Below are 19,601 nucleotides of genomic sequence, written 5' to 3'. Positions count from 1 at the left end.
GCCCGCGCAGCTCATGCTGAGCGGGCTTTTTATTTCCCGCAACGTTCGGGAGTCCGTCTCGACTGGCTCCGTTACAGCTCACGACTACTTCCTGCCGAAAAATAACCCCCCCGCGCTCCCACGGTCATTCCCGCAGACAAAAGCATTGCTGATATTTCTCTTGTTGGTCGTCGTCCATGTAGCGGGAAATGGAACGAACCCCAAACGGTCACCAGAACCACCAAATCGCAGACATGAAAAAGGCCAGTCGTTTCCGAACTGGCCTAAGTCATTGAGGTAAATGGTCGGGACGGAGTGATTCGAACACTCTACCCCTTGCACCCCATAATGGTAAAAGCTCTTCCAAGGCAATCCACGGAGAACCATAAGAACATCGCAACTTATTGTTTCTACTTCAGTAATGCCTTATTTTAGCTTCCACTGTCATCTCGTAGCCTACGCCCAAATCCACGCACAAACGGTCACCAAACGGTCACCGGAAATTGTATTGATACGGGCGGAAAAATGGCAGACATCACCGACAGACAGATGAGCATCAAACCCGGCCCCCGGGACATCTGGCTCAACGAATCCGCCCCAAAAGGCCACGGCCGTTTCATGGCCCGCATCCGGCCCAATGGCGAGCGTCTCTTCTACTACCGATATACCGACTCGACCGGCGCGAGGATACGTCTCCCGATCGGGTCATATGATCGCGATGGAACCTCTGGACTGACGCTCAAATCTGCCCGCCTGCGCGCCCGGGAGCTGACAGAGCTTTATCTGAGCGGAGTTACTGACCTACGTGAGCATATAGAGGCCGAAGAAGCTGCCCGCAAGGCTGCAAGAGCAGCCGAAATCGCAAGGCTCGAATCAGAAAAGGCAGCGTTCGAAGCAGACTTGGCCCGCCAAGCGGCCCGCAAAACGGTTAACGACCTTTTCGACCACTGGACCCGTGTTGACCTGATTAACCGAAAGGACGGTGGTGCCGAAGTGCGACGCATGTTCCGTAAAGACGTGTTGCCCTTGATTGGTCACCTGGCCGTCGAAGACGTGCGCAAAGGTCACATCACCGAAGTGACCGATAAATTGCTCGCCCGCGGAGTCAATCGCATGGCGAAGCTCATCTTCTCGCTGATACGTCAGATGTTTCGCTTCGCAGTCGATCGCGATCTGATCGAAAACGATCCAACCGCGAGCATCCGTAAAGCCAAAATCGGCGGCAAGGATGTCGAGCGAGATCGTGTCCTCAGCGAAGACGAAATTCGAGCCTTAGCAAAGCAAGTTCCGGCTGCTGGCCTTCTGGCCACCTCACAAGCCGCCATCTGGATTGCCCTTTCGACATGCTGCCGGATCGGAGAGCTTCTGGCTTCACGGTGGGAGCACATAGACCTGGACAAGCGGACCTGGCGGATCCCACCTGAGAACAGCAAGAACAAGAAGGCTCATGTGATAGCGCTCTCTGACTTTACCTTGGGCCAATTCCAACTTCTGCGTGAAGTCACAGGCACATCGCCTTGGTGCTATCCGAACACAGATGGAACCGCGTCGGTGTGCTCGAAGACCGTCACTAAGCAGATTGGAGACAGGCAGCGAAAGCCCGGCCAAAGAATCATGAGCAACCGCAGCGCAATGGCCCATGCCCTCCTCTTACCTGCCGGCAAATGGACTCCGCACGACCTGCGGCGCACCGGAGCCACGCTCATGACAGTGATGGGCGTGTTACCTGAAGTCGCCGAGCGATGCCTGAATCACACGGAAGAAAACAAGGTGAAGCGCATCTATCAACGGCACAGCTATGCGGCAGAGATGGCAGATGCCTGGCAACGGCTCGGTGCCTACCTTGAAAGAATCACGCAGGAAGAAAACAGTAATGTCGTCACGCTCAAGCACGCATGACAACACCGCACCTGCTGCTACCCCGAACTCAGTAAAACAACCCCATCCGGATCACTACATGGCAATCAATCTAACTAACCTCGAATGGCTATCTCCCACGCAAGCCCTTAAATGGCTCCAGGTGGCCAACAAGGACCTAACCCGGGAAGACATGATGAGTCTTTGCGTCGAAGGGCGCTTCCTCGCCTACGTCCGCCTCAAAGGCGACAAAGGCGTGATGGCAGATGATCCAGAACATGTTGTTTACGGCAGCGGCCACTATGCCGTGCTCAACCCAGACGACCTTGTTCATGGAAAAAGGTCGATCTCGCTGCTGCTGCAAGGAGATGTTCTGCCTTCTCCCGACCCCGAAGACTCTCGCCTCCGTGACGTTGCATGGACAATGACCACAGACAGACAGGAACTTCGAGTCCTGTTCAAGCGAGCCGAGCTCGATCAGTTGAAAGGCGGATCGGTAGCTGGATCGAGCGACATGCACATGAATCACCTGGTCATTATCTCCGCCCTAGTGGAGATGCTGAAGGACCAGGCCAGACCGGCATACAACCAAGACCGAATCATCAAGGATTTGAACACCCGGTTCGGCCATGTGCATGGGTTGGGAGAGACAACGCTGCGAGCCTTGTTTGGCACAGCGAACAAGGTAAGGAAATCGGCAAAAACACCGCCACCAGGATCCTCAAAAATCCGACTGGATAAATCCGAAATCCAGTTGGACTGACCTCCCGCCGATCAGAGGGTTGAATTCGCCAGGACATCATTCATGCGCCATCGAGCGCTAAGGTTCCTGTCCATGACAACCCTTTCCAACCTTCCCACACATCACTCAGCAGTTAGTTACTCGCGCCGCTTCCTGCGGCTCCCTGAGGTCGAGCTGGTCACCGGCTTCAAGCGATCCCACATCTACAACCTCATGAAAACGGGTGCATTTCCGCAAGCTCTAAAGCTCGGGCTTCGGGCGGTCGCTTGGGACTCCGTTGCTATCGAGCAGTGGCAGATGGAACGGCTTGCGCCAACACGAGCGGCCAATAATGCAATCCACAGCCCCACTACCTCGTCGCTCCAGAAATGACCATGCCTATCCCTACCATGCACACATCACACGGCCAGCGGCTCGCAAGAAGAAACCGTAAATACCGTGCAACGCCAGCAAACATCGGGGCCCTGATCGACCTATACCTGCGTCATCAGCAGCTCAGCGTAGTTATAGATAACTACTTAACTCATTCACTCTCAGGAAAAGACAGTGAGGAGGAGCTACAACAACTACAGATAGAAAGCCTCCACAACCAGATCACAGCACACAAACACATCGCAGCCCTAAACCTTCCAAGATGGCGAGCACTCCCGGAGCAGCTGAAACAGATCTTCAAGATTGCTGCGGTCGGCTCAAATCGGGACTCCATTGCTGTGACCTGCAACGTCGGCTCAGAAACTGCAGCAAGTGCGCTGGTCGCCTCCAGAGGAGTGTCTGTTTACATAGGTAGAAAGCTCCGGGACACATTGCGGTCGGCTGACCTGGCCACTAGCTTTGCTCTGGTTCTCGAAGAGGCAATGGACCGGCAAAGTTGTAATCCTGAGCTCCACTTCCACGCGGTGTTCCAATGTCCAGCCCACCACCGACCAAAGCTTCATTCCGCGTTGGTAAAAGCGTTCGCATCGGACTACGTGGAGATTTTCAATAACCAAGCCGTGGACATAAGACCGATCACCAAACCCGGGGGCTGGGGTGGCTACTGCTGCAAAACGCTTCCTCGTGAAAATCATCTTGGTAGCCGTGCAGTCTTCTCCAGCAAAGCAGCCAGCCGAGCCGGAGAGCATCTATACCTAGAGGTCATGCGCTGGCTACGAAGCCTTCCAACATCGAACCAGCTGAAGGCTGATCTCAGTGGACTGCTTGGACCTCTGATCAAGGCAGAGGCGTGCCCAGAGCTACTCCAGCTAATCGCACAGCATTCCGCGCAGAGGAAAGAAAGGAGACTTCGGCGACGCCAACAAGGGGCTCAATACAAGCAGCTTGCTGCAAGCGAGCCAGAGTGGTTTCGCAGAGAGCTTGTCCAACAGCTCCGGCCGGCGTCTTGTGAAGTTACAAGCAGCTCTACAGCGCCTGCACAGCACGCAGAATCAACGATCAGCCCAGACCACACCCACACTACTGCAGAACGCCATATAGCCCTTGCTGAGCGTTACAGGACGCACCCGGGCTTCGGCGAGTGGGCAATCACTGAGGATGATGACGAAACCCTGTTTGGGAACCATCCAGACCCCGAATCTTGAACTACAGGTGCCCGACTAAGAACAGAGTGCAGTAAGCGGGCATACACGAACTGAACATCCGGGGCATTACAAGCAAACGAGTTGTCAGCCCCGGAGTGTCGATCGTCGAAGTCTTAGGAATACCGGGATAGCTGGACCCTATTCGATTTAACGTGGCTACCAGCTACCGGATGACTCCTTACACAGCCACGAAGTGAAGAAGTCAATTTTTGTTCCGTTGATGTTCACAAATACAGTGAGGTTTTCGTGTAAGGATCCGGTGAGGAAACCATTGGATTTTAAAAGCCTGCGGGGGCGGCAATAATATCCTTACACAGCAGCAGTCCAAACAGATTGACGTTCCGCCACGGCGCCACCAGCGCGGTCAACCTCTAAAAGTCATTGACCTTGCTTGTTGACTGTTCATATCGATGGCGAGAAACCGAGAAGGCAGTGCAATGAACTTGGACCCAATCCACGGAATGGACTTCCACCGAGCCTAGATCGACGCTAAGGGTAGCTTCGCGAGGCTCAAGGCTTCGAACGTCGGCGGGATCAAACCACAACAGATTATCCGGATCCAGATGCTGCCTGTGCCCAAGAGCATCATCCTTGATCGCCTTTGTTACCGTCTCCCAGACCGAGTAATCGACCTCATACCCCTCATCACTATGGTGTCCAGCGCTCGCAGATATCTCGGTATTTTGGGGGATCGACATGGCCTCAACTTTAGAAGCCTTGTGGAACAGCACGACATTACGCCCCTCTTTTGCCTGTGCTGACTGAAAAATTATTCCATCGAGCGCCGGCTCGTTTTCTGTTGCCAGGAAGTCGGCAATCGCCTGAGTAGCAAGATAGTCCAGGGCTTGATCGTCTGGCATGACTGCACGGGTCATCCGTTTTCCAACCGATCGCAGAAACGCGACCCGCTCGAGTCGGTCTTTTAGGGTGAGATCAAAGATGCTACCGGTGTCATGCGCATATTCCAGCGCAGTGAGGTCGAGGAGGCGCAGTGGCCGCTGGATGTTGAACCTGGCGACAACCACTCGACTTCCCACGGGAGGACGAACTTCTGCGATTGCAGACTGCATGCTTGTCGCACCATAGAAAACCGAAATGCCTTGGGCATTCATTCGGCCGGCGGTGGCGAGGCGCGCTGGCGGAGGGCCGAGTTCCTGGTCTGGCCGGCAGAGGGCCTTCAGGAGCGGATCCTCTGACTGGAAGACACGAGCACGATAGAGACAATTCAGGTCAAAATACGGTCCGGCGTCAACTACCAGCGGCTGATTATTACTCGTTTTGAGCGAGTCGATGTGGCCAAACACCTCGGCCAGGTGGACGGCGGCACTTCGGCTGAAGAATCGAGCCTCTTTCTGGATGCATTGCTCGAAATTGCGCCAGTCTTCTTGCCACGCTTCGTCGGTGGCTCCCTTCTCTTCGTAGTGGCACTCGGCTGAAAATTCGGTCTCGCCATCCCATTCTGACGGATCGTAACAAGCATGCTTGTCTTCAAGGATTACCTGCACATCCTTCGCCACCTCTGAGGCGACTTCCGCAGCCCCTTCAAAGGCTTCGACGGTAGTATCCCCTTCGCGAAACCATTCATAGCTAGACTCTCGATCGGCCATCATGTGCCGCTGCAAGTAGTCCGGCTCGACCGACGTTCGAGTGAAATGGTGGTCGAAGGCTATCTCAACTCGCTTCGCCAGCTGCCCGAGTGACCATGCGACCATTGTCTGGTCGCAGTAACTACATTTTGCAGCTTCTCCAGTGACGGACACTTCATTGGACAGGTATTCCTCACCAATGCACTCATGGCAGATGCGCTTTGCATTGAGCCGGGCAATATCGTCGCGATGCATAACGCTTGTTTTCCACCGTTTTGAAGTAGGAGCGGATTCTCCCATGCGCGAGCCCGGCCAGGTGGAACTGGAATGCAAAGCCCACCAGAAACTGATCTTCCATGCTTGAACTGCGCAACATCTCGCAAAAAATCACTTTTCGACCGAGCTACCCCCCCGATAAACTGATCGGCTGCGCGCTGAACAGCGATAACGCCCCCCCTGAGAGCGGAGTAATGAGTAGGAGCAGAAGAAAAAACCCTATTGTCGGCTATACCACAGCGACCAGCGAGGCCGAGGACAAAGCCCTCTGGCACCGCGCGCTCCGCCGCGCCGAAAACCAGCGCCTAGCCACAGCCCCAAACTCAGAAGCACACCATCCGCGAGAGTTCTCCAATCCTTGGAGTATGGATAAAGATGGCAAGCACTGGCTGGGGGCCCAGTGGCGGAGCGCAGACTGGGCCCGTAAATGAGAAAAACGAGACTTGGCTCGGTGACAAACACGTTGTCACGTAGCACTTAAACCACGACCTCCAAGCTTGTATAGCGCGAGCAAGCTGCGCCCCAGTCATCTCTGTTCTACACTCATCAGGGCCGCTATTGTTGGGGAGACTGGTTCGTGACGCTCAAGTTTCTGACTCAATCCCTCCCCCCCCCGCAGATCGTGTGACGATCACTCAAAAAGCCAGAAATCACCACCTCTCTGTGGATGAGCTCCTTCGTCGGGCGATCGCCCTCGACGAGGCCGAGGAAAGGTCCCTCCCCGCCGTTCCGCTTGCTGCAGCAGAAGAACTCCTGAACGAGGATCTACGTGAAATTCTCAGCGGAGAAAGGACACTAAGTGGATATCGCGAGAAGCGAGCACAGCTGGACCACTTGCTCACACAATTGAGTCAGTCGACCGCCCGTGCAAATGCTGCGCTGGATGACACATTGAGCTTCATTGAAGTATCCGACACGCGAATTGCGGAAATGGATAAAAACGTAAAGATGCAAAGTGTCTAGACAGCACTGCCAATACTTTCGAAGGTCGTCTTGCGCCTCGCACCATCGCAACAAATGGAAAAATTAACCTAGCTCGCTTAGGCGCCTCGATATCGCGCTTCCGCTGGGCATCCAGCACGGTATCTCTGCATACAGGCGTCATCTTCAAGCTCCTCGTCCCGGTAGCAAAATCCAATTGGAAACTAAAGAAATCCAATTGGACTGACACCCAGCTTTCGTAAGGGTTGAATGTGCCAACACCTCAATATGCGCCCAACGCGCTAAGGAATCTGGCAATGACAACCCTTCCCTTCGCCCCATCTGCTCAGTCAGCAGTTAGTTATTCCAGACTCTTCCTGCGGATTCTCTCAAGTCGAATCCATGACCGGATTCCCCTCTAGCAGCATAGACTTCCGCTAAGCTAAGTAATAGGAACTTAAAGAGGCAAGAGCATTAGCAAATCCATCAATACCGAGATTGGAGCTTTCTTAAAGCTACTAATCATTCATCACACAGATAAATATTAAACTATGGAAATAAGAAAACCGATGAGTGTTTCAACTGAGCGCATGAGTTACGGACGACCAAGCAGATGGCGGTCAGCCTCCGCAAAAGCTAGGGTTTTGATTGACCTATACCACCGCAACCAAGGCTTGGAGGAAACAATAAAACATCGCTCAGAACAAGCAATGAGCAAAAAACAGGAAGAAGAAACTTTACGACTACGCAGAAACAGCCTTGAAGATCAACTATTCGCCAAAAGAGCTCTCGGAGTGTTTACTCTCCCTAGCTGGCGATCTCTTCCGGTGGCCGCTCAGAAACTTTACACAAGCGCAGCGGAGAGTCATTCACAGGATGCCGAATTTGACAGCATCAAGAATGAGACCATATCCGCCGCCGGCCATTCAAGCCCAACAGGTGAGCAGCTATACGCCGAAGTTATTAGCTGGCTGCGCCAGCTTCCGGCTCTCACACAATTAAAGAGCGGAATCGCTAAATTACAGCCATTAATTATTAAATTGGACTGCCCTGAACATTTAGCGGACATACGCCATTATGCAGAAACACTTAACCCGAACCGCCGCAAACGCCCACAACACAATCGCTACAACCGGAGCGACTCTGACGTTTTGCAGCGATTAGAACAGATGACTTCGAGCCTCCCAAGCGACCCTTTTAGCATGATTCATTCATAGCGCCAACGTTACAGAAGGAGCATTTTTATGCGCTGCCAGATGCAAGTGACAGTTGCAGAGCTAGGAGCGTCGTCGACAAGCAGCCCCGTAGCGAAAGTGCTCTCTACCACTCAAGAAATTGCTGGCCATGGGCAGCACAGCACGGCATTTAAATCGGAAAATATAGGCAATTTATCTATTTGAAACTGAAACATCCGCCGACCGGCGACACGTGCGAGAAGCGGGTCCACCTGCCATACAGCCAAAAAAATACAACCCTCTTATTCGCAGAAAAGATCGCAGAAATCAAATAAAATCAACAGAAATACAATCATACAAGCAATCAAATAACTAACTAAATACTTATCAAATCAATTAACTAACGACTTAGTTATCAAAAAAACTCAACCCCCACAGTTGACACACTAAAAAACTAAGCCACCATTACCACATACCAATAACGGGCATGGTGAGATGAGCGAAGCCAAGCGAATACTCAAAGCAATTCAAAATTTTACAACCCCAGAGTTAGAGCCAGCACCAACACTAGACGCCAAAGCATCGCTACTTGGATATCCAGACTTTCAAGAGCTAGAAAATCATCTGCTAAAACTAGAAAAACAAGATCTTCTTGACACTGAAGCGGATCTACTTCAGAAAATATGTACTCTAAAAAACCCGAACGCCAATTATCGTTACTTCAAGTTTCACGCCCACTCAGACAGAGACATATCTTACTCCAGCATATGGATTGGCAAAAATGAATACGGATCAGACGTCAGAATTCCTGCTCTCGTCGACGCTTATAGAGTGCTGGAAAATTTCAAACTATTTTCAGATCTAAAGATAGTCATTGTGGACGACTTTCACGAAGCTCTAATTTGGAACAATTACTGGCTGGGTGATGCCCTAATAAGGGAAGACGTTGCCAGAGATTATTTTTTTGAACTTTTCCAACGAGAAAGCCAAATCAAGTCAATTTTCAACAAAGAGCCCAGCCTCCGCCAATGAAAAAAACAGATATCACAGAAGCCGAAGCACTCCTCTAGGGGATAGTCGAACAGGCTGCCGCGAGAGAAAAATCATGTTCACCAAAAGCGGCCTGCCCTTTGCGCAGATCATCCCTGCACGCAATTCACGAATTGGGATGTTGGAAGGCGCTTATCGGCCCAGATGATATAGATGCAGCGTATTCGAAAGAAATCGAGGGCATGTTTTGTGGGAAAGAGGAGTGATGGCGTTAAATAATTGGCCCGCCCCGAACTAGATAAACGCCGGAATGGTCCCGGCCGTTCTGCCACAATAGCACCCTGCCATGCCTGTTCCCGATCGCATGACCGGATGCGTTTTTCGATGCCGAACAGGAGGACGAGATGGAGATGGTGGTGCCATGTGCAGATCCGCCGGCATTGATCAGCTGCTCTATCCCTACACACCTAGGGATACCCTTCTTGTTCACTGGAAACCAGCGTATCAATCTGCTGCAAACTTGGTGCTCAGCGACCCAGGGATGGCGGTAGCACCATGAAATCTCACCTCGTCACACCAGACCGCCAAGCTGTCGTTGGCATCTTGGAATATGAAAATCGTGCGTTGTCGCCCTCTGCTGGAGAAGCATGCTCCCAGCAACGGGCTATCTGCCATTAGCGCCTCTATGGCGCTGGCAAGCTGCGCGGAAAGCTCGGCTGTCGCGCCTCTGGTAGAAGGTCGGGCCAGGACAAGCTTTTTTGATTACTATTGCAGATTGCTTCAAGGAGCCACTCCATTCCGGACTCGGGGCCGCGTATGCCGCATTCCCAGAGTTCAAACACTCGCCAACCCGATGCGAGAAGCTCTGCTTTGATCCTGGCATCACGGGTTACGTTCTGGTCAAATTTGGTCTGCCAAAATGCTGGGCGGGTCTTAGGGGTGGTGGCGTAGTGACATCCAAAATGCCTGTGCCAGAAGCAGCCGTGAACAAAAATGCACACCCGATAGCGGGGAAGCACCAGATCTGGCCTTCCAGGAAGATTTTTCTGGTGAAGGCGGTATCTGAAACCATGCCGATGCAGCAGGCGCCGAACCTTCATTTCCGGTGACGTGTCGCTGCTCCGGATGCCCGCCATCATGCGAGACCTGACTTCCTTACTGACTATGTCCATGAATCGAAACCAGATGACATTCCTTCCGGAGGATACGCCTCTAGACCCTCAGGGTGAGCTAAGCCAGCCCATCCAGATAGTTGACCTCTTTGCAGGACCAGGCGGCCTGGGGGAAGGATTCTCTTCGTTCGGTGACGGTAAGCGATTCGAGATTGTCGTGTCTGCAGAGAAGGACTCCAAGGCTTGGCAGACCCTGAGGCTGAGGGCGTTCTTTCGCTTGCTGAAGAAACACAAGCCGAGCCATCTCTTCGAGTACTACGACTACTGCAATGATCCCTCGGCGAAGGAGGGTTTCATTCCTTCGGATGAAACGAAGGGGCTTTGGGAGGCAGCTGCAAGAGAAGCTAAATGCATTACCTTGGGGAGCGACGAAGGAAATAAGGAGTTAGATGACGCGCTGAATGATCAGGAGCATGGCCTAGATAGGAATCGTCCCTGGGTGCTTATCGGTGGGCCCCCATGTCAGGCGTATTCCGTGGTGGGCCGTGCCCGTAACCAGGCCAAGGCTGACTACAAGGCTGAAGAGGATCACCGCCACTTCCTTTACAAAGAATATCTGCGGATCATCAGGGAGAGGCAGCCGACAGTCTTCGTAATGGAGAACGTCAAGGGCATTCTTTCGTCGAAGGTCAACAATGAGCGGATCTTCTCCAACATCCTGCGAGATCTCTCAGGCCCCCATAAGTCTCCTGATGAAGGAGGAGCCGAGAAGCGATACCACATCTATTCGTTGGTGACCGGCACCCATTTTGCTCCCGACGATGATGTCGACAAGATAAATCCGAAGTCTTTCATCATCAGGGCTGAGGACTATGGAATTCCTCAGGCTCGGCATCGGGTCATTCTGCTGGGCATTTCAGAGGATTGTCTGCCTGCGGATATTGCGCAGTTGAAACTGGCCAAAGACAGCCCGGAAGCGACTGTCGGGCAGGTCATTGGGAGCCTTCCAAAGCTCCGTAGCGGCTTGACCAAGATGGCGGACAGTCAGGAGCTGTGGGCTTCTACCGTGCAGGAGCAGGTCAACTACCTGCGTGACCAGATCGATGTGGCTGACAAAATGTGGCTTGCTCTTGGCGATGTCCTGAGAGACTTCAACGCACCAGCAAGCTGGGGTGGTAGGCGGATCAGACGAGCTGCCAGCAAGGACGATGGAAGCACGGGGAGTGCTCAGCTAGACGATTGGTACCACGACGAACATCTGGATTACTGGTTGAACCATGAAGCCCGCGGCCACATGCTGACAGATTTACGGCGGTATGTGTTTGCAGCCACCTACGCGAAGCTTCACGGTGTTTCGCCCAAAGGTCATAAAGGCTTCAATCTAAAAGGGCTTGCTCCTGATCATTCGAACTGGGAAAGCGGAGTCTTCAGTGATCGTTTCCGGGTCCAGGCGGAGCACCTGCCCGCAACGACCATTACCAGCCATATCTCTAAAGATGGGCACTACTTCATCCACTACGATCCCACTCAATGCCGTAGCTTGTCTGTGCGTGAAGCTGCTCGCATCCAGACCTTCCCTGACAACTACTTTTTCCAGGGCAACCGGACGGAGCAGTTTCATCAGGTAGGGAACGCGGTGCCCCCACTGTTGGCTTCCAAGATCGCAGGGGTCGTTTTCCGGATCCTTTTTGACAAGGTGCAGGAGTTCGACGAGCAAGGCTCGGTGGTAGAGCAAACCGACGCTGATCTCCCCTGGCAAACACAGAATGGGGCTCAGAAAGCCAGACGTGATAGCCACAGGGATGCACGTTCAGAACCTGCTAAACACACTGAGCCGTGTAACTGACCATCCCAGCCGCACTTCCTAGCGCAGTATGTGATGGTCTTTGGAGGGAGGCCTCGCTCTTCCGTTGCGCACAGGCTGTAACAGTCATGCCCATCCTAGAGAACTCATTTTTATCTTGCCGTTGCGGGATTTAACCTCGCAATGGCAGGATGCCTCTACTGCCGTGCGCAGATCATTGCAAATAGACTGTTCCGCCGGCCGACATAGCGAGGCGACGCTATATAAAACGGCCTGGAAGACTTATGGAACACCCATCCAGAAACCAGGATCGCTTTACCTCTGGACAGCAAGTAAGGATTGCTTCGATGACAAATCCGCAAGTCGAAACCTTCGCTCGTCAAATCCGCGAGAAGCTCCCCACACACGACACCCCCGAACAAGCCGCACAGGCCTTGGTAGTTGATTTCGCCAACATTGGGTTTCCCTTCTCCGACGAGATGAAGCAAAACCTCGCAGCAGCCTTGGAGCAGGTTATTGCGGCGCTGGAGGATGTAGAAATCCTTCGCCGCAACTCCCTCGTGAAAAGCAGGGTCGAGTGGTACAAGGGGCCTGGCCAGAAGGACCTCCATTGGCCCGCGCTCGAGGGGTATCTCACCAACACCAAAAGTTGGGACGAGGATGCCATCAAGTCCATTGACGAAAGCTCGTCAGAGGTAGTTTCTCTGCTTGCGAACCCTGGCAAGGAGGCTTTCCGTCATCGCGGGCTTGTAGTCGGGTACGTTCAGTCTGGCAAAACAGCGAACATGACCGCGGTGATCGCCAAGGCCGTGGACGCCGGATACAACCTGATCGTGTTACTGGGTGGGGTGACCAACAAACTGCGCGCTCAAACCCAGCGACGAATAGAGAACGATATCGTCAAACGTCATCGCGATCTCTGGCAGCTGTACACCACCGAGCATGATGATGGTGACTATACCTATCCGGCGAATGGTTCGTTCACCATGCCTGTCCCTGGGCGGGCGCAGCTGGTTGTGATGAAGAAGATCACATCGCGGCTGGAAACCTTTCGCAGAACCATTGTGGATGATAAGGGCAAGCCCAAGACGCCCTTGGCAATTCTCAGACAGCTCAAGGTGCTGCTGATTGATGATGAATGCGACCAAGCATCGGTGAACTCATCGAAGAGCGACTACGACATGACTCGAATCAACGCGGAGATCCGCAAGATCATCAGAGCTCTGCCGGCAGTTTCCTATGTGGGCTATACGGCAACACCGTTTGCAAACGTGTTCATTGATCCATACCCACTCAATCAGAACGATCTGGACGACCTCTACCCGGAAGACTTCATCACTGCCCTACCCCGGACTGAAGGTTACTTCGGTGCGCGGGAGGTATTCGGCTTCGGCCCGGCAAACCCCGATGGCCCGGAGTCGCCAGAAGAGGCCGGCAGAAACATGATCCGGAATGTGCCGACTGAAAAGCTAAACCAGTTGCGCCCAGCCCGGGCAAGCGACAAGGACACCTTCCGCCCTCAGATGACCGAAGAGCTGGAGAAAGCAGTTCTCTGGTTCCTGATCAGTTGTGCCATCCGACGAATTCGTGGGCAGGAAGACAAGCACATGACAATGCTTGTTCATACCTCCCCAAACATCATCCAGCACACCAGGATGGCCGAACTCATCGAGGGCTGGATTGAGGAGAAGCGCGAGGAACTGACCAGCAAATCCGGAGACCTCCACGACAAGCTGGTACAGCTATTCCAAGAAGAGACCGATCTGGTTCCGCTGGAGTATGACGGCATCTCTTCCTTCGACGCCCTGCTCCCTCATCTGAGCAGCACGCTGGAGGCCCTGCAGTTTGCGGTCGAGAATGGCGAGAGCCTAGAACGATTGGATTACACCCAAGAGCCAAAGACCTACATAGTCGTAGGCGGCACAGTTCTGGCGCGTGGTCTGACTCTGGAAGGACTGTCCGTTTCCTTCTTCCTGCGTACATCTATGCAGTACGACACGTTACTGCAGATGGGCCGATGGTTTGGCTACAGGCACGGCTACGAGGATCTGCCGCGTCTCTGGACAACCTCTGATCTTGCATCGAACTTCCGAGCACTCGCTCGCATCGAAGAAGAGATCCGCGAGGACATCAGCAACTACAGAAAACACAACGTCACTCCGAAAGAGTTCGCAATTCGTGTCCGCGCCATTCCCGGAATGGCAATCACGGCTGCATCCAAGATGCGACATGCTTACCGCAGCAACATCAGCTTCGAAGGTCGTCACGTGCAGACGATCCGCTTCGACCATCAGAGCCTCAGCAAAGTAGCTGGCAACTGGGATGCTGCAGTCAGTTTTGTGGACGAGATCGTGGGTGGCCGTCAGGTTGAAGCTCAAGGCGGAGACAAGCGCCGACTCGTGCGGGGTGTATCGATCCAGGAGATCCGCAAGTTCTTGGTTGCCTATGACATCTGCGAGCACCACATGGATCTGAAGAAGGACCTGCTGCTCGGTTACATCGACCAAGCATCGGACAGTCTGCAGGAGTGGAACGTCGGCATCATCACCCCTGCAGGCGAAAACACCTCTGTCAAACCGCTGGGTGCACTCGGTACGGTGAATGCAGGGTGCCGCTCCCAGTTGGCAGGCAATGAGCGCGGGTATGCCGACATCAAGGCGTTGATGTCCAAGAACGATATCCTGATTGATGTCGAGGACCTGGACGCGGTGAAGACAAGTGATAGCTGGTCAGACATAAAGGATCGACGACCTCAGGCCCCCCTTCTGCTGCTATATGTAATTGACGGTAAATCCAGCGCGCAATCGAAATCGCGTGTCGACCTTGATGCGGTCGGCGATCTGATCGGTATCGGTATCGTCTTCCCCGGCGCCCCCGATCAGGCCGGAGACTATTACTCAGTGGAGCTGGATGCGCCTGTTCCCGAACAGATCGAATCGGAAGAGGAACTGCTCGCAGAAGTGCTGGAAGAGAGTGCTGATGAGTAAGCGGGCCATCGAGCGCTGGAAGCGCTTGAACGCTACTGGCGCAGGTGATGGGGTAATAGAAGTCCCCAGCATCGATTCAGGTATCGCGACGGGCTTCGGCACGGCGCGATATGCCATCGGCGCCCAAGGTCAGCCACGTCTGCTGATTCCTGTAGGTGGGAGCGCCAATCCCCGAGGGCTTGCGTCAACACCAAAACTCCTAGTTACAACGTCGAACTTCAAGGTCGCCGGCAAGGGGACCTGGTTCCTCGATGTCATGTGCCAAGACCGCGCTTTGGACCTAGTCTTCGCCGAACTGGCAGAAGAAATTCTGCGCCGCATCCAGGAGGGGCACGTCCCTCTAAAGGCGGTTACAGCATCCATCGATGACTTCCGAGAACTCTTGAAGGAGAAATCCCGCGGAGAGATTCCGGACTGCAAGATCCAAGGTTTGGTCGGTGAACTGGAAACGCTTCGACGCCTTGCCACTTGCAATCCAGCGGCCGTAAAAACCTGGACCGGGCCCTATGAGTTGCGCCATGACTTTCGACGGGACGTGCATGCACTTGAGGTGAAAACGTCAGGTCGCTCTGACGCAACGCGTGTGTCCATTCACGGGATTGACCAGTTGGCAGCCCCGGCTGGGGGCACACTTCACTTGGTCCACATTCGTGTTGAGCTAGTCGCGAATGGACCGCTCTCGGTAAGCAGATTGTTCGATAGCCTGCTGAAACTCGGCGCTGACAAGGAGTCGCTCAAGAAAGGCCTGGAAGCACTCGAGTGCTCTGACCCCCATGCAGAAGAATGGAATCGCCTCTCCTACACGCTTGAAGGCCTGAGCGTCTACTCCGTTACCGACGGATTCCCACGAATCGTGGCCTCCAGCTTTAATGCAGGATTCTTGCCCCAAGGCATTTCGACTCTGGATTACCAAGTTGATCTCAGTCACGCAAAAACCTTCGAACTCTCGATTACTGATTGCGAAATAGCATTCAAAAGGATTGCTGGATGACGCGACTTGAGCTTTTCAGCGAACCCTTTGCCAAGACAGGAAATATTGCAGCAGACGGATTCAAGAGGTTGTTGGGTTGCCCAGCCCAAGACCTACTTCAAACCGTTCTGCGAGAGTCCATTCAGAACAGCATTGACGCCGCTCGGCTAGGCTCTGGTCCCTCCCTTCTCATTCGGTTCAGAACCCTGACTCCTAAGCAATGCATTGCACTCAGGGAATTAGCGCTGGCAGATCTTCCTCAAGGCGATCAGACCAGAGCCGAGATGGCTGCGTCGATTGGCAAGAAAGATCTCAAAGTCCTAGAAATCTGCGACTTCAACTCAACAGGACTTGGTGGGCCGACCTCAGGGGATGTGGCATCAGAGGGTACAGAGACCCTCGACTTTGTTAACTTCCTGCGCAATGTCGGCGTTGCCCGTGACACCCATCATGGAGGTGGCACATATGGCTACGGTAAGACTTCGTTGTATACGATGAGCGCCTGCTCGACCATTCTGATCGACACCCAAACCACCTGCGATGGCCAACCAGTACGTAGATTCATGGGCTGCCATCTTGGCTCTGCATTCGATGGAGATGTCGCCGGTGGGAAGCGCAAGCGCTTCACAGGACGGCATTGGTGGGGAGTAAGTGATGGCGATGGAGGTATCGACCCCCTGACCGGAAGCCCCGTGGCAGACATAGCAGCATCACTCGGTATGCCTGATCGAGGCTTGGAGAATACCGGTACCTCTATACTGATTCTTGACCCCTATATCGAAGGGGGCGACGAAGCCAGGCCGATAGATCACTACATCCAAGAGACGATTCTGTGGAACTTCTGGCCTAGGCTCACCAATTCGACGCCTGCAGAGAAGAAGCTCAGTATTCGAGTAGAGATCGAGAACGTTGAAGTGTCTTTGCCGCCTCCCGAATCGTTTCCACCTTTCGATCTCTTTGCATCAGCTATGGCAGCTTATCGCGAAGATCGCGATGTGGAGATCATCAAGAGCGAACGCCCAAAGAAGAACCTCGGCAAGCTGGTCATAAAGAAGGGACTTTGCGCTGCTCGCTCTGGCCCAGCCCTAGAGGAACACTCTGTCATACCCAAGCACTCAAGCCACATAGCGCTGATGCGCCCTGTAGAGCTGGTCGTGAAGTATGTTGAAGGGAGCCCCTTTCCTGACTCCCGATTCGAGTGGGCAGGAGTTTTTATCTGTTCGGACGAGAACGAAGTAGAGTCTGCCTTTGCATTGTCCGAGCCGCCAGCACATGACGACTGGGTCCCAGATAATCTGCCTGACCGCAGCGCAAAGACCTTCGTCAGGGTTGCACTCAAGCGCATCGAGTCAATCGCCAGCACCTACGCAACACCTGTGCTGCCGCCCAGCACAGCCGGTGGTGAACGCGGCCCCTCCCTGGCAAGCACGGCCACCCGTCTAGGGCGCCTTCTTGACTCCGTCTCCGGGAAGGGTCCGGGCAAGCCAAGACCTGTGACTCGCCCCTCCTCCAAGAAGAAAGAGCTATCCATTTCACCTGCTCGCTTCATCCGACTCGAGATAGACAAGTTAGGCCGACGTTGTGCCATCTTTGAGGCCGATCTCCAGAACGACGAAGCCGATGCCTCGCTTGAGCTATTGGCGGAACCACATCTGGTTGCTGATGGTGCGATTGCTGATAGCGAAGATCTTCCTTCGGGCTACGAGACAAAGGTCATCGAGATGTCTATCGCAGACTCTGGAGAATCCACAACTGACACGGTGATCAGAGTAGGCACGGAGAGCGGCACAATCAGAATCTCTGTTCTCAGCCCCCCAGAAGCCGCCGTTGGCGTGCGTCTGCGATTCCTGAATGAGGGTAGAGAATGACTCGGGTAGCTCTACCTTTCCTCGTCTTACCGAACGAAACAGTGAGTTTCAGCGGATGGATGATCGGCCCACCAGATGAGCCGCTCTCTCCTGCTTCAGACATCTTAGAAAACTGGGATTACGAGCAGGACATTCAGGTGAGCACTCGCCTCGCAATAGATTTCCCAGAAGCTGCAAAACAACTGGGAATAGACTCGGGAGACCTCAAACTTGCTGCGGTTCTGGTCGCTGGCACCGGGGCTGGTAGCTTGCCACGTCGCCTCGATCGGCTCGATACGAAAATCATCGATGCTGACAATCCCTCTGTCGCGCTTGACGCAGTAATACCTGGCAGAACGCTTTCAGGGCAGCTACAGCTAAGTCTTCGACTTGTCCTTGATTCCCCCATTGAATCTGGAAACGCGCTGTCGCCGAAACAACGTGGAGCTCGCCTCTGGCAGAGTCAGAAAAATATCCTCATTGAGGACGGAGGTGACTCAAGATTCCCTATCGAACTTGCAAGCTTCTCCGAAAGCTTCAAGGGCAGACAGGAGCAATATGCACCGTGGCTCGTCGAGTGGAATCCGACAACCCTTGATGCGGATTTCAGTGGCAACGTGCGACTCTATATCAACTCGGACAACGAGAGCATCACCAAAAGGTTTGTAGAGGGCGACCCGCTGACGCTCCAAGCGATGGTCGCGGACGTGATGACGCAGATGATCGAGGCTGCTTTAGAGAGCAAAGACGAAGCAGAGCTCACTCAATACGAAGAAGGCTCGATTGGCTATCAAGCCAGAGCTTGGATGGAGATGTCGCTCCCTGGGCAGAGCCTCGATAGTATTCGTCAAACTCGCATGTATAAACCCGGGAAATTCAGGGCCTCGATTCTTGCGATTGCTGACTTTGGGGAGGCCGAATAATGCGGGTTCCACTACTGCCACGCCTGAAAGCACATGGTGTTGCAACCATTCTTGAACGGCTGAAGGAAACAGCGCCAGCTGCCCGAGATGGAATAGATCTCCTTAGCGAATATGCTGCCCTGAAGTCTAGCGCTCCTAGTGGTGGTGCTAGAGCCGATGCTGTGGCAGTTGACATAACGGTTGAACTGAGAAAAATCGCCCAGAAGTTCGGCTTTCCTTATGCCAATACGCAATCCGCACGATCGCTCTTCGACCAAGAAGCAGCAATCTATCTTGCACAAAAGGAAGAGCTGAAATCCGGTGAAGCACTTCGTGACGATGTCTGGGCATTCATGAGCACCATACTCGCACCTGATGTAGTCGCTTGGCGATTTGCGGATAAGTCTAGCGAACGAGTGGCACGCTTTGCAGGAGGTGTTCGTAATTCGTTTCAGAGACTGTGGGTGAGAGGAACTGTCCTTGACCGCGGCGAGGGCCACCCTGAACGCTGGGAGCTCATAAAACAGCTCACCGAAGATGCTATGGTTCAAATCTTTGAGCGAGCATCAATTGGAGGCAATCCGCCACTGGCCAAAGCTCTAGCAGAAGGCTGGCTCAAGGCAGGTTTGATTTTCGGTAGGGGCTCAATGGAGTCAATCATGCGCTCAGCGACCAAAATCCTCCGCCTTAGAAACCAGATTGTCGATCTCGCATATCTGCCACCAAATGAATTGGAGCTAATCGTATCAGAAGCTTTTGAAACTGCAGGAGCCGCACTACAACTTCCGTATTCCTCTAATCCTCCTGTCCCAGCACTGTTACCTAATCAGCAGTAGAGTGTGGCGTTGGAGTTACTACTGAGGCTCGGCTTTTCAA

Annotated in this window: 16 protein-coding genes; 14 read left to right on the top strand and 2 right to left on the bottom strand. The window is 53.6% G+C overall.

Annotated features, from left to right (window positions below; genetic code table 11):
- Positions 1-504 precede the first annotated feature (504 nt).
- The 4 genes from NVV93_RS08625 to NVV93_RS08610 all read left to right on the top strand — a co-directional run bounded on the left by NVV93_RS08625 (position 505) and on the right by NVV93_RS08610 (position 4,155).
- The gene (locus tag NVV93_RS08625; RefSeq protein WP_258254024.1) at positions 505-1,878 is read left to right on the top strand and encodes a site-specific integrase; all 1,374 of its coding nucleotides are present in this window, start codon (positions 505-507) and stop codon (positions 1,876-1,878) included.
- 58 nt (positions 1,879-1,936) lie between these two features.
- Entirely contained in the window at positions 1,937-2,599 is a 663-nt protein-coding gene (locus tag NVV93_RS08620) for a hypothetical protein (protein ID WP_258254023.1), read from the top strand.
- Positions 2,600-2,671: 72 nt separating this feature from the next.
- Positions 2,672-2,950, top strand: a complete 279-nt coding sequence (locus NVV93_RS08615) for an AlpA family transcriptional regulator (RefSeq protein WP_258254022.1) — start codon at positions 2,672-2,674, stop codon at positions 2,948-2,950.
- 2 nt (positions 2,951-2,952) lie between these two features.
- The gene (locus tag NVV93_RS08610; protein ID WP_258254021.1) at positions 2,953-4,155 is read left to right on the top strand and encodes a hypothetical protein; all 1,203 of its coding nucleotides are present in this window, start codon (positions 2,953-2,955) and stop codon (positions 4,153-4,155) included.
- 371 nt (positions 4,156-4,526) lie between these two features.
- Here the strand turns inward: NVV93_RS08610 and NVV93_RS08605 are convergent, their stop codons facing one another.
- Entirely contained in the window at positions 4,527-5,996 is a 1,470-nt protein-coding gene (locus NVV93_RS08605; protein ID WP_258254020.1) for an RES family NAD+ phosphorylase, read from the bottom strand.
- A 101-nt stretch (positions 5,997-6,097) separates the two neighbouring features.
- Here NVV93_RS08605 and NVV93_RS08600 point away from each other — a divergent pair, with 101 nt between their 5' ends.
- The 4 genes from NVV93_RS08600 (at position 6,098) to NVV93_RS08585 (ending at position 9,145) form a co-directional block, all read left to right on the top strand.
- A complete protein-coding gene (locus tag NVV93_RS08600; RefSeq protein WP_258254019.1) occupies positions 6,098-6,448 on the top strand; it encodes a hypothetical protein in 351 nt (116 codons plus the stop codon).
- 193 nt (positions 6,449-6,641) lie between these two features.
- Positions 6,642-6,980 carry a hypothetical protein gene (locus NVV93_RS08595; RefSeq protein WP_258254018.1) on the top strand — a complete coding sequence of 113 codons (339 nt, stop codon included), beginning with the start codon at positions 6,642-6,644 and terminating at the stop codon, positions 6,978-6,980.
- A 527-nt stretch (positions 6,981-7,507) separates the two neighbouring features.
- Positions 7,508-8,155, top strand: coding sequence for a hypothetical protein (locus tag NVV93_RS08590; RefSeq protein ID WP_258254017.1), 648 nt, complete (start codon positions 7,508-7,510; stop codon positions 8,153-8,155).
- A gap of 453 nt (positions 8,156-8,608) precedes the next feature.
- On the top strand, positions 8,609-9,145 hold the full coding sequence (locus NVV93_RS08585) for a hypothetical protein (RefSeq protein ID WP_258254016.1): 537 nt from the start codon (positions 8,609-8,611) through the stop codon (positions 9,143-9,145).
- A 641-nt stretch (positions 9,146-9,786) separates the two neighbouring features.
- Here NVV93_RS08585 and NVV93_RS08580 read toward each other — a convergent pair.
- Positions 9,787-10,239, bottom strand: coding sequence for a very short patch repair endonuclease (locus NVV93_RS08580; RefSeq protein WP_309137393.1), 453 nt, complete (start codon positions 10,237-10,239; stop codon positions 9,787-9,789).
- A 34-nt stretch (positions 10,240-10,273) separates the two neighbouring features.
- Here NVV93_RS08580 and NVV93_RS08575 point away from each other — a divergent pair, with 34 nt between their 5' ends.
- The 6 genes from NVV93_RS08575 (at position 10,274) to NVV93_RS08550 (ending at position 19,561) form a co-directional block, all read left to right on the top strand.
- Positions 10,274-12,061, top strand: coding sequence for a DNA cytosine methyltransferase (locus tag NVV93_RS08575; RefSeq protein WP_258254014.1), 1,788 nt, complete (start codon positions 10,274-10,276; stop codon positions 12,059-12,061).
- A 305-nt stretch (positions 12,062-12,366) separates the two neighbouring features.
- Entirely contained in the window at positions 12,367-15,006 is a 2,640-nt protein-coding gene (locus NVV93_RS08570) for a Z1 domain-containing protein (protein WP_258254011.1), read from the top strand.
- The gene (locus NVV93_RS08565; RefSeq protein ID WP_258254010.1) at positions 14,999-15,997 is read left to right on the top strand and encodes a PD-(D/E)XK motif protein; all 999 of its coding nucleotides are present in this window, start codon (positions 14,999-15,001) and stop codon (positions 15,995-15,997) included. The genes NVV93_RS08570 and NVV93_RS08565 overlap by 8 nt, the downstream gene beginning before the upstream one ends.
- The gene (locus NVV93_RS08560; protein ID WP_258254009.1) at positions 15,994-17,844 is read left to right on the top strand and encodes a hypothetical protein; all 1,851 of its coding nucleotides are present in this window, start codon (positions 15,994-15,996) and stop codon (positions 17,842-17,844) included. The genes NVV93_RS08565 and NVV93_RS08560 overlap by 4 nt, the downstream gene beginning before the upstream one ends.
- Positions 17,841-18,746: a hypothetical protein gene (locus NVV93_RS08555; RefSeq protein ID WP_258254007.1), complete on the top strand. Its 906-nt coding sequence runs from the start codon at positions 17,841-17,843 to the stop codon at positions 18,744-18,746. Before NVV93_RS08560 ends, NVV93_RS08555 begins: the two co-directional genes overlap by 4 nt.
- Positions 18,746-19,561 (top strand): DUF6339 family protein, encoded by an 816-nt coding sequence (locus tag NVV93_RS08550; RefSeq protein WP_258254005.1) that lies wholly within the window; start codon positions 18,746-18,748, stop codon positions 19,559-19,561. Before NVV93_RS08555 ends, NVV93_RS08550 begins: the two co-directional genes overlap by 1 nt.
- Positions 19,562-19,601 lie beyond the last annotated feature (40 nt).

Origin of the sequence: Pseudomonas sp. LS44 (assembly GCF_024730785.1) — a bacterium.
Classification (GTDB): Bacteria; Pseudomonadota; Gammaproteobacteria; order Pseudomonadales; family Pseudomonadaceae; genus Aquipseudomonas.
This window is presented reverse-complemented; position numbering and strand designations above follow the sequence as displayed.

Excerpts from the sequence above, each read along its gene's own strand:
- NVV93_RS08620 (WP_258254023.1), top strand. The coding sequence starts at position 1,937 with ATGGCAATCAATCTAACTAACCTCGAATGGCTATCTCCCACGCAAGCC.
- NVV93_RS08565 (WP_258254010.1), top strand. The coding sequence starts at position 14,999 with ATGAGTAAGCGGGCCATCGAGCGCTGGAAGCGCTTGAACGCTACTGGC.
- NVV93_RS08585 (WP_258254016.1), top strand. The coding sequence starts at position 8,609 with ATGAGCGAAGCCAAGCGAATACTCAAAGCAATTCAAAATTTTACAACC.
- NVV93_RS08580 (WP_309137393.1), bottom strand. The coding sequence starts at position 10,239 with ATGGCGGGCATCCGGAGCAGCGACACGTCACCGGAAATGAAGGTTCGG.
- NVV93_RS08600 (WP_258254019.1), top strand. The coding sequence starts at position 6,098 with ATGCTTGAACTGCGCAACATCTCGCAAAAAATCACTTTTCGACCGAGC.
- NVV93_RS08605 (WP_258254020.1), bottom strand. The coding sequence starts at position 5,996 with ATGCATCGCGACGATATTGCCCGGCTCAATGCAAAGCGCATCTGCCAT.
- NVV93_RS08615 (WP_258254022.1), top strand. The coding sequence starts at position 2,672 with ATGACAACCCTTTCCAACCTTCCCACACATCACTCAGCAGTTAGTTAC.
- NVV93_RS08625 (WP_258254024.1), top strand. The coding sequence starts at position 505 with ATGGCAGACATCACCGACAGACAGATGAGCATCAAACCCGGCCCCCGG.
- NVV93_RS08575 (WP_258254014.1), top strand. The coding sequence starts at position 10,274 with ATGAATCGAAACCAGATGACATTCCTTCCGGAGGATACGCCTCTAGAC.
- NVV93_RS08560 (WP_258254009.1), top strand. The coding sequence starts at position 15,994 with ATGACGCGACTTGAGCTTTTCAGCGAACCCTTTGCCAAGACAGGAAAT.
- NVV93_RS08570 (WP_258254011.1), top strand. The coding sequence starts at position 12,367 with ATGACAAATCCGCAAGTCGAAACCTTCGCTCGTCAAATCCGCGAGAAG.
- NVV93_RS08550 (WP_258254005.1), top strand. The coding sequence starts at position 18,746 with ATGCGGGTTCCACTACTGCCACGCCTGAAAGCACATGGTGTTGCAACC.
- NVV93_RS08555 (WP_258254007.1), top strand. The coding sequence starts at position 17,841 with ATGACTCGGGTAGCTCTACCTTTCCTCGTCTTACCGAACGAAACAGTG.
- NVV93_RS08610 (WP_258254021.1), top strand. The coding sequence starts at position 2,953 with ATGCCTATCCCTACCATGCACACATCACACGGCCAGCGGCTCGCAAGA.
- NVV93_RS08590 (WP_258254017.1), top strand. The coding sequence starts at position 7,508 with ATGAGTGTTTCAACTGAGCGCATGAGTTACGGACGACCAAGCAGATGG.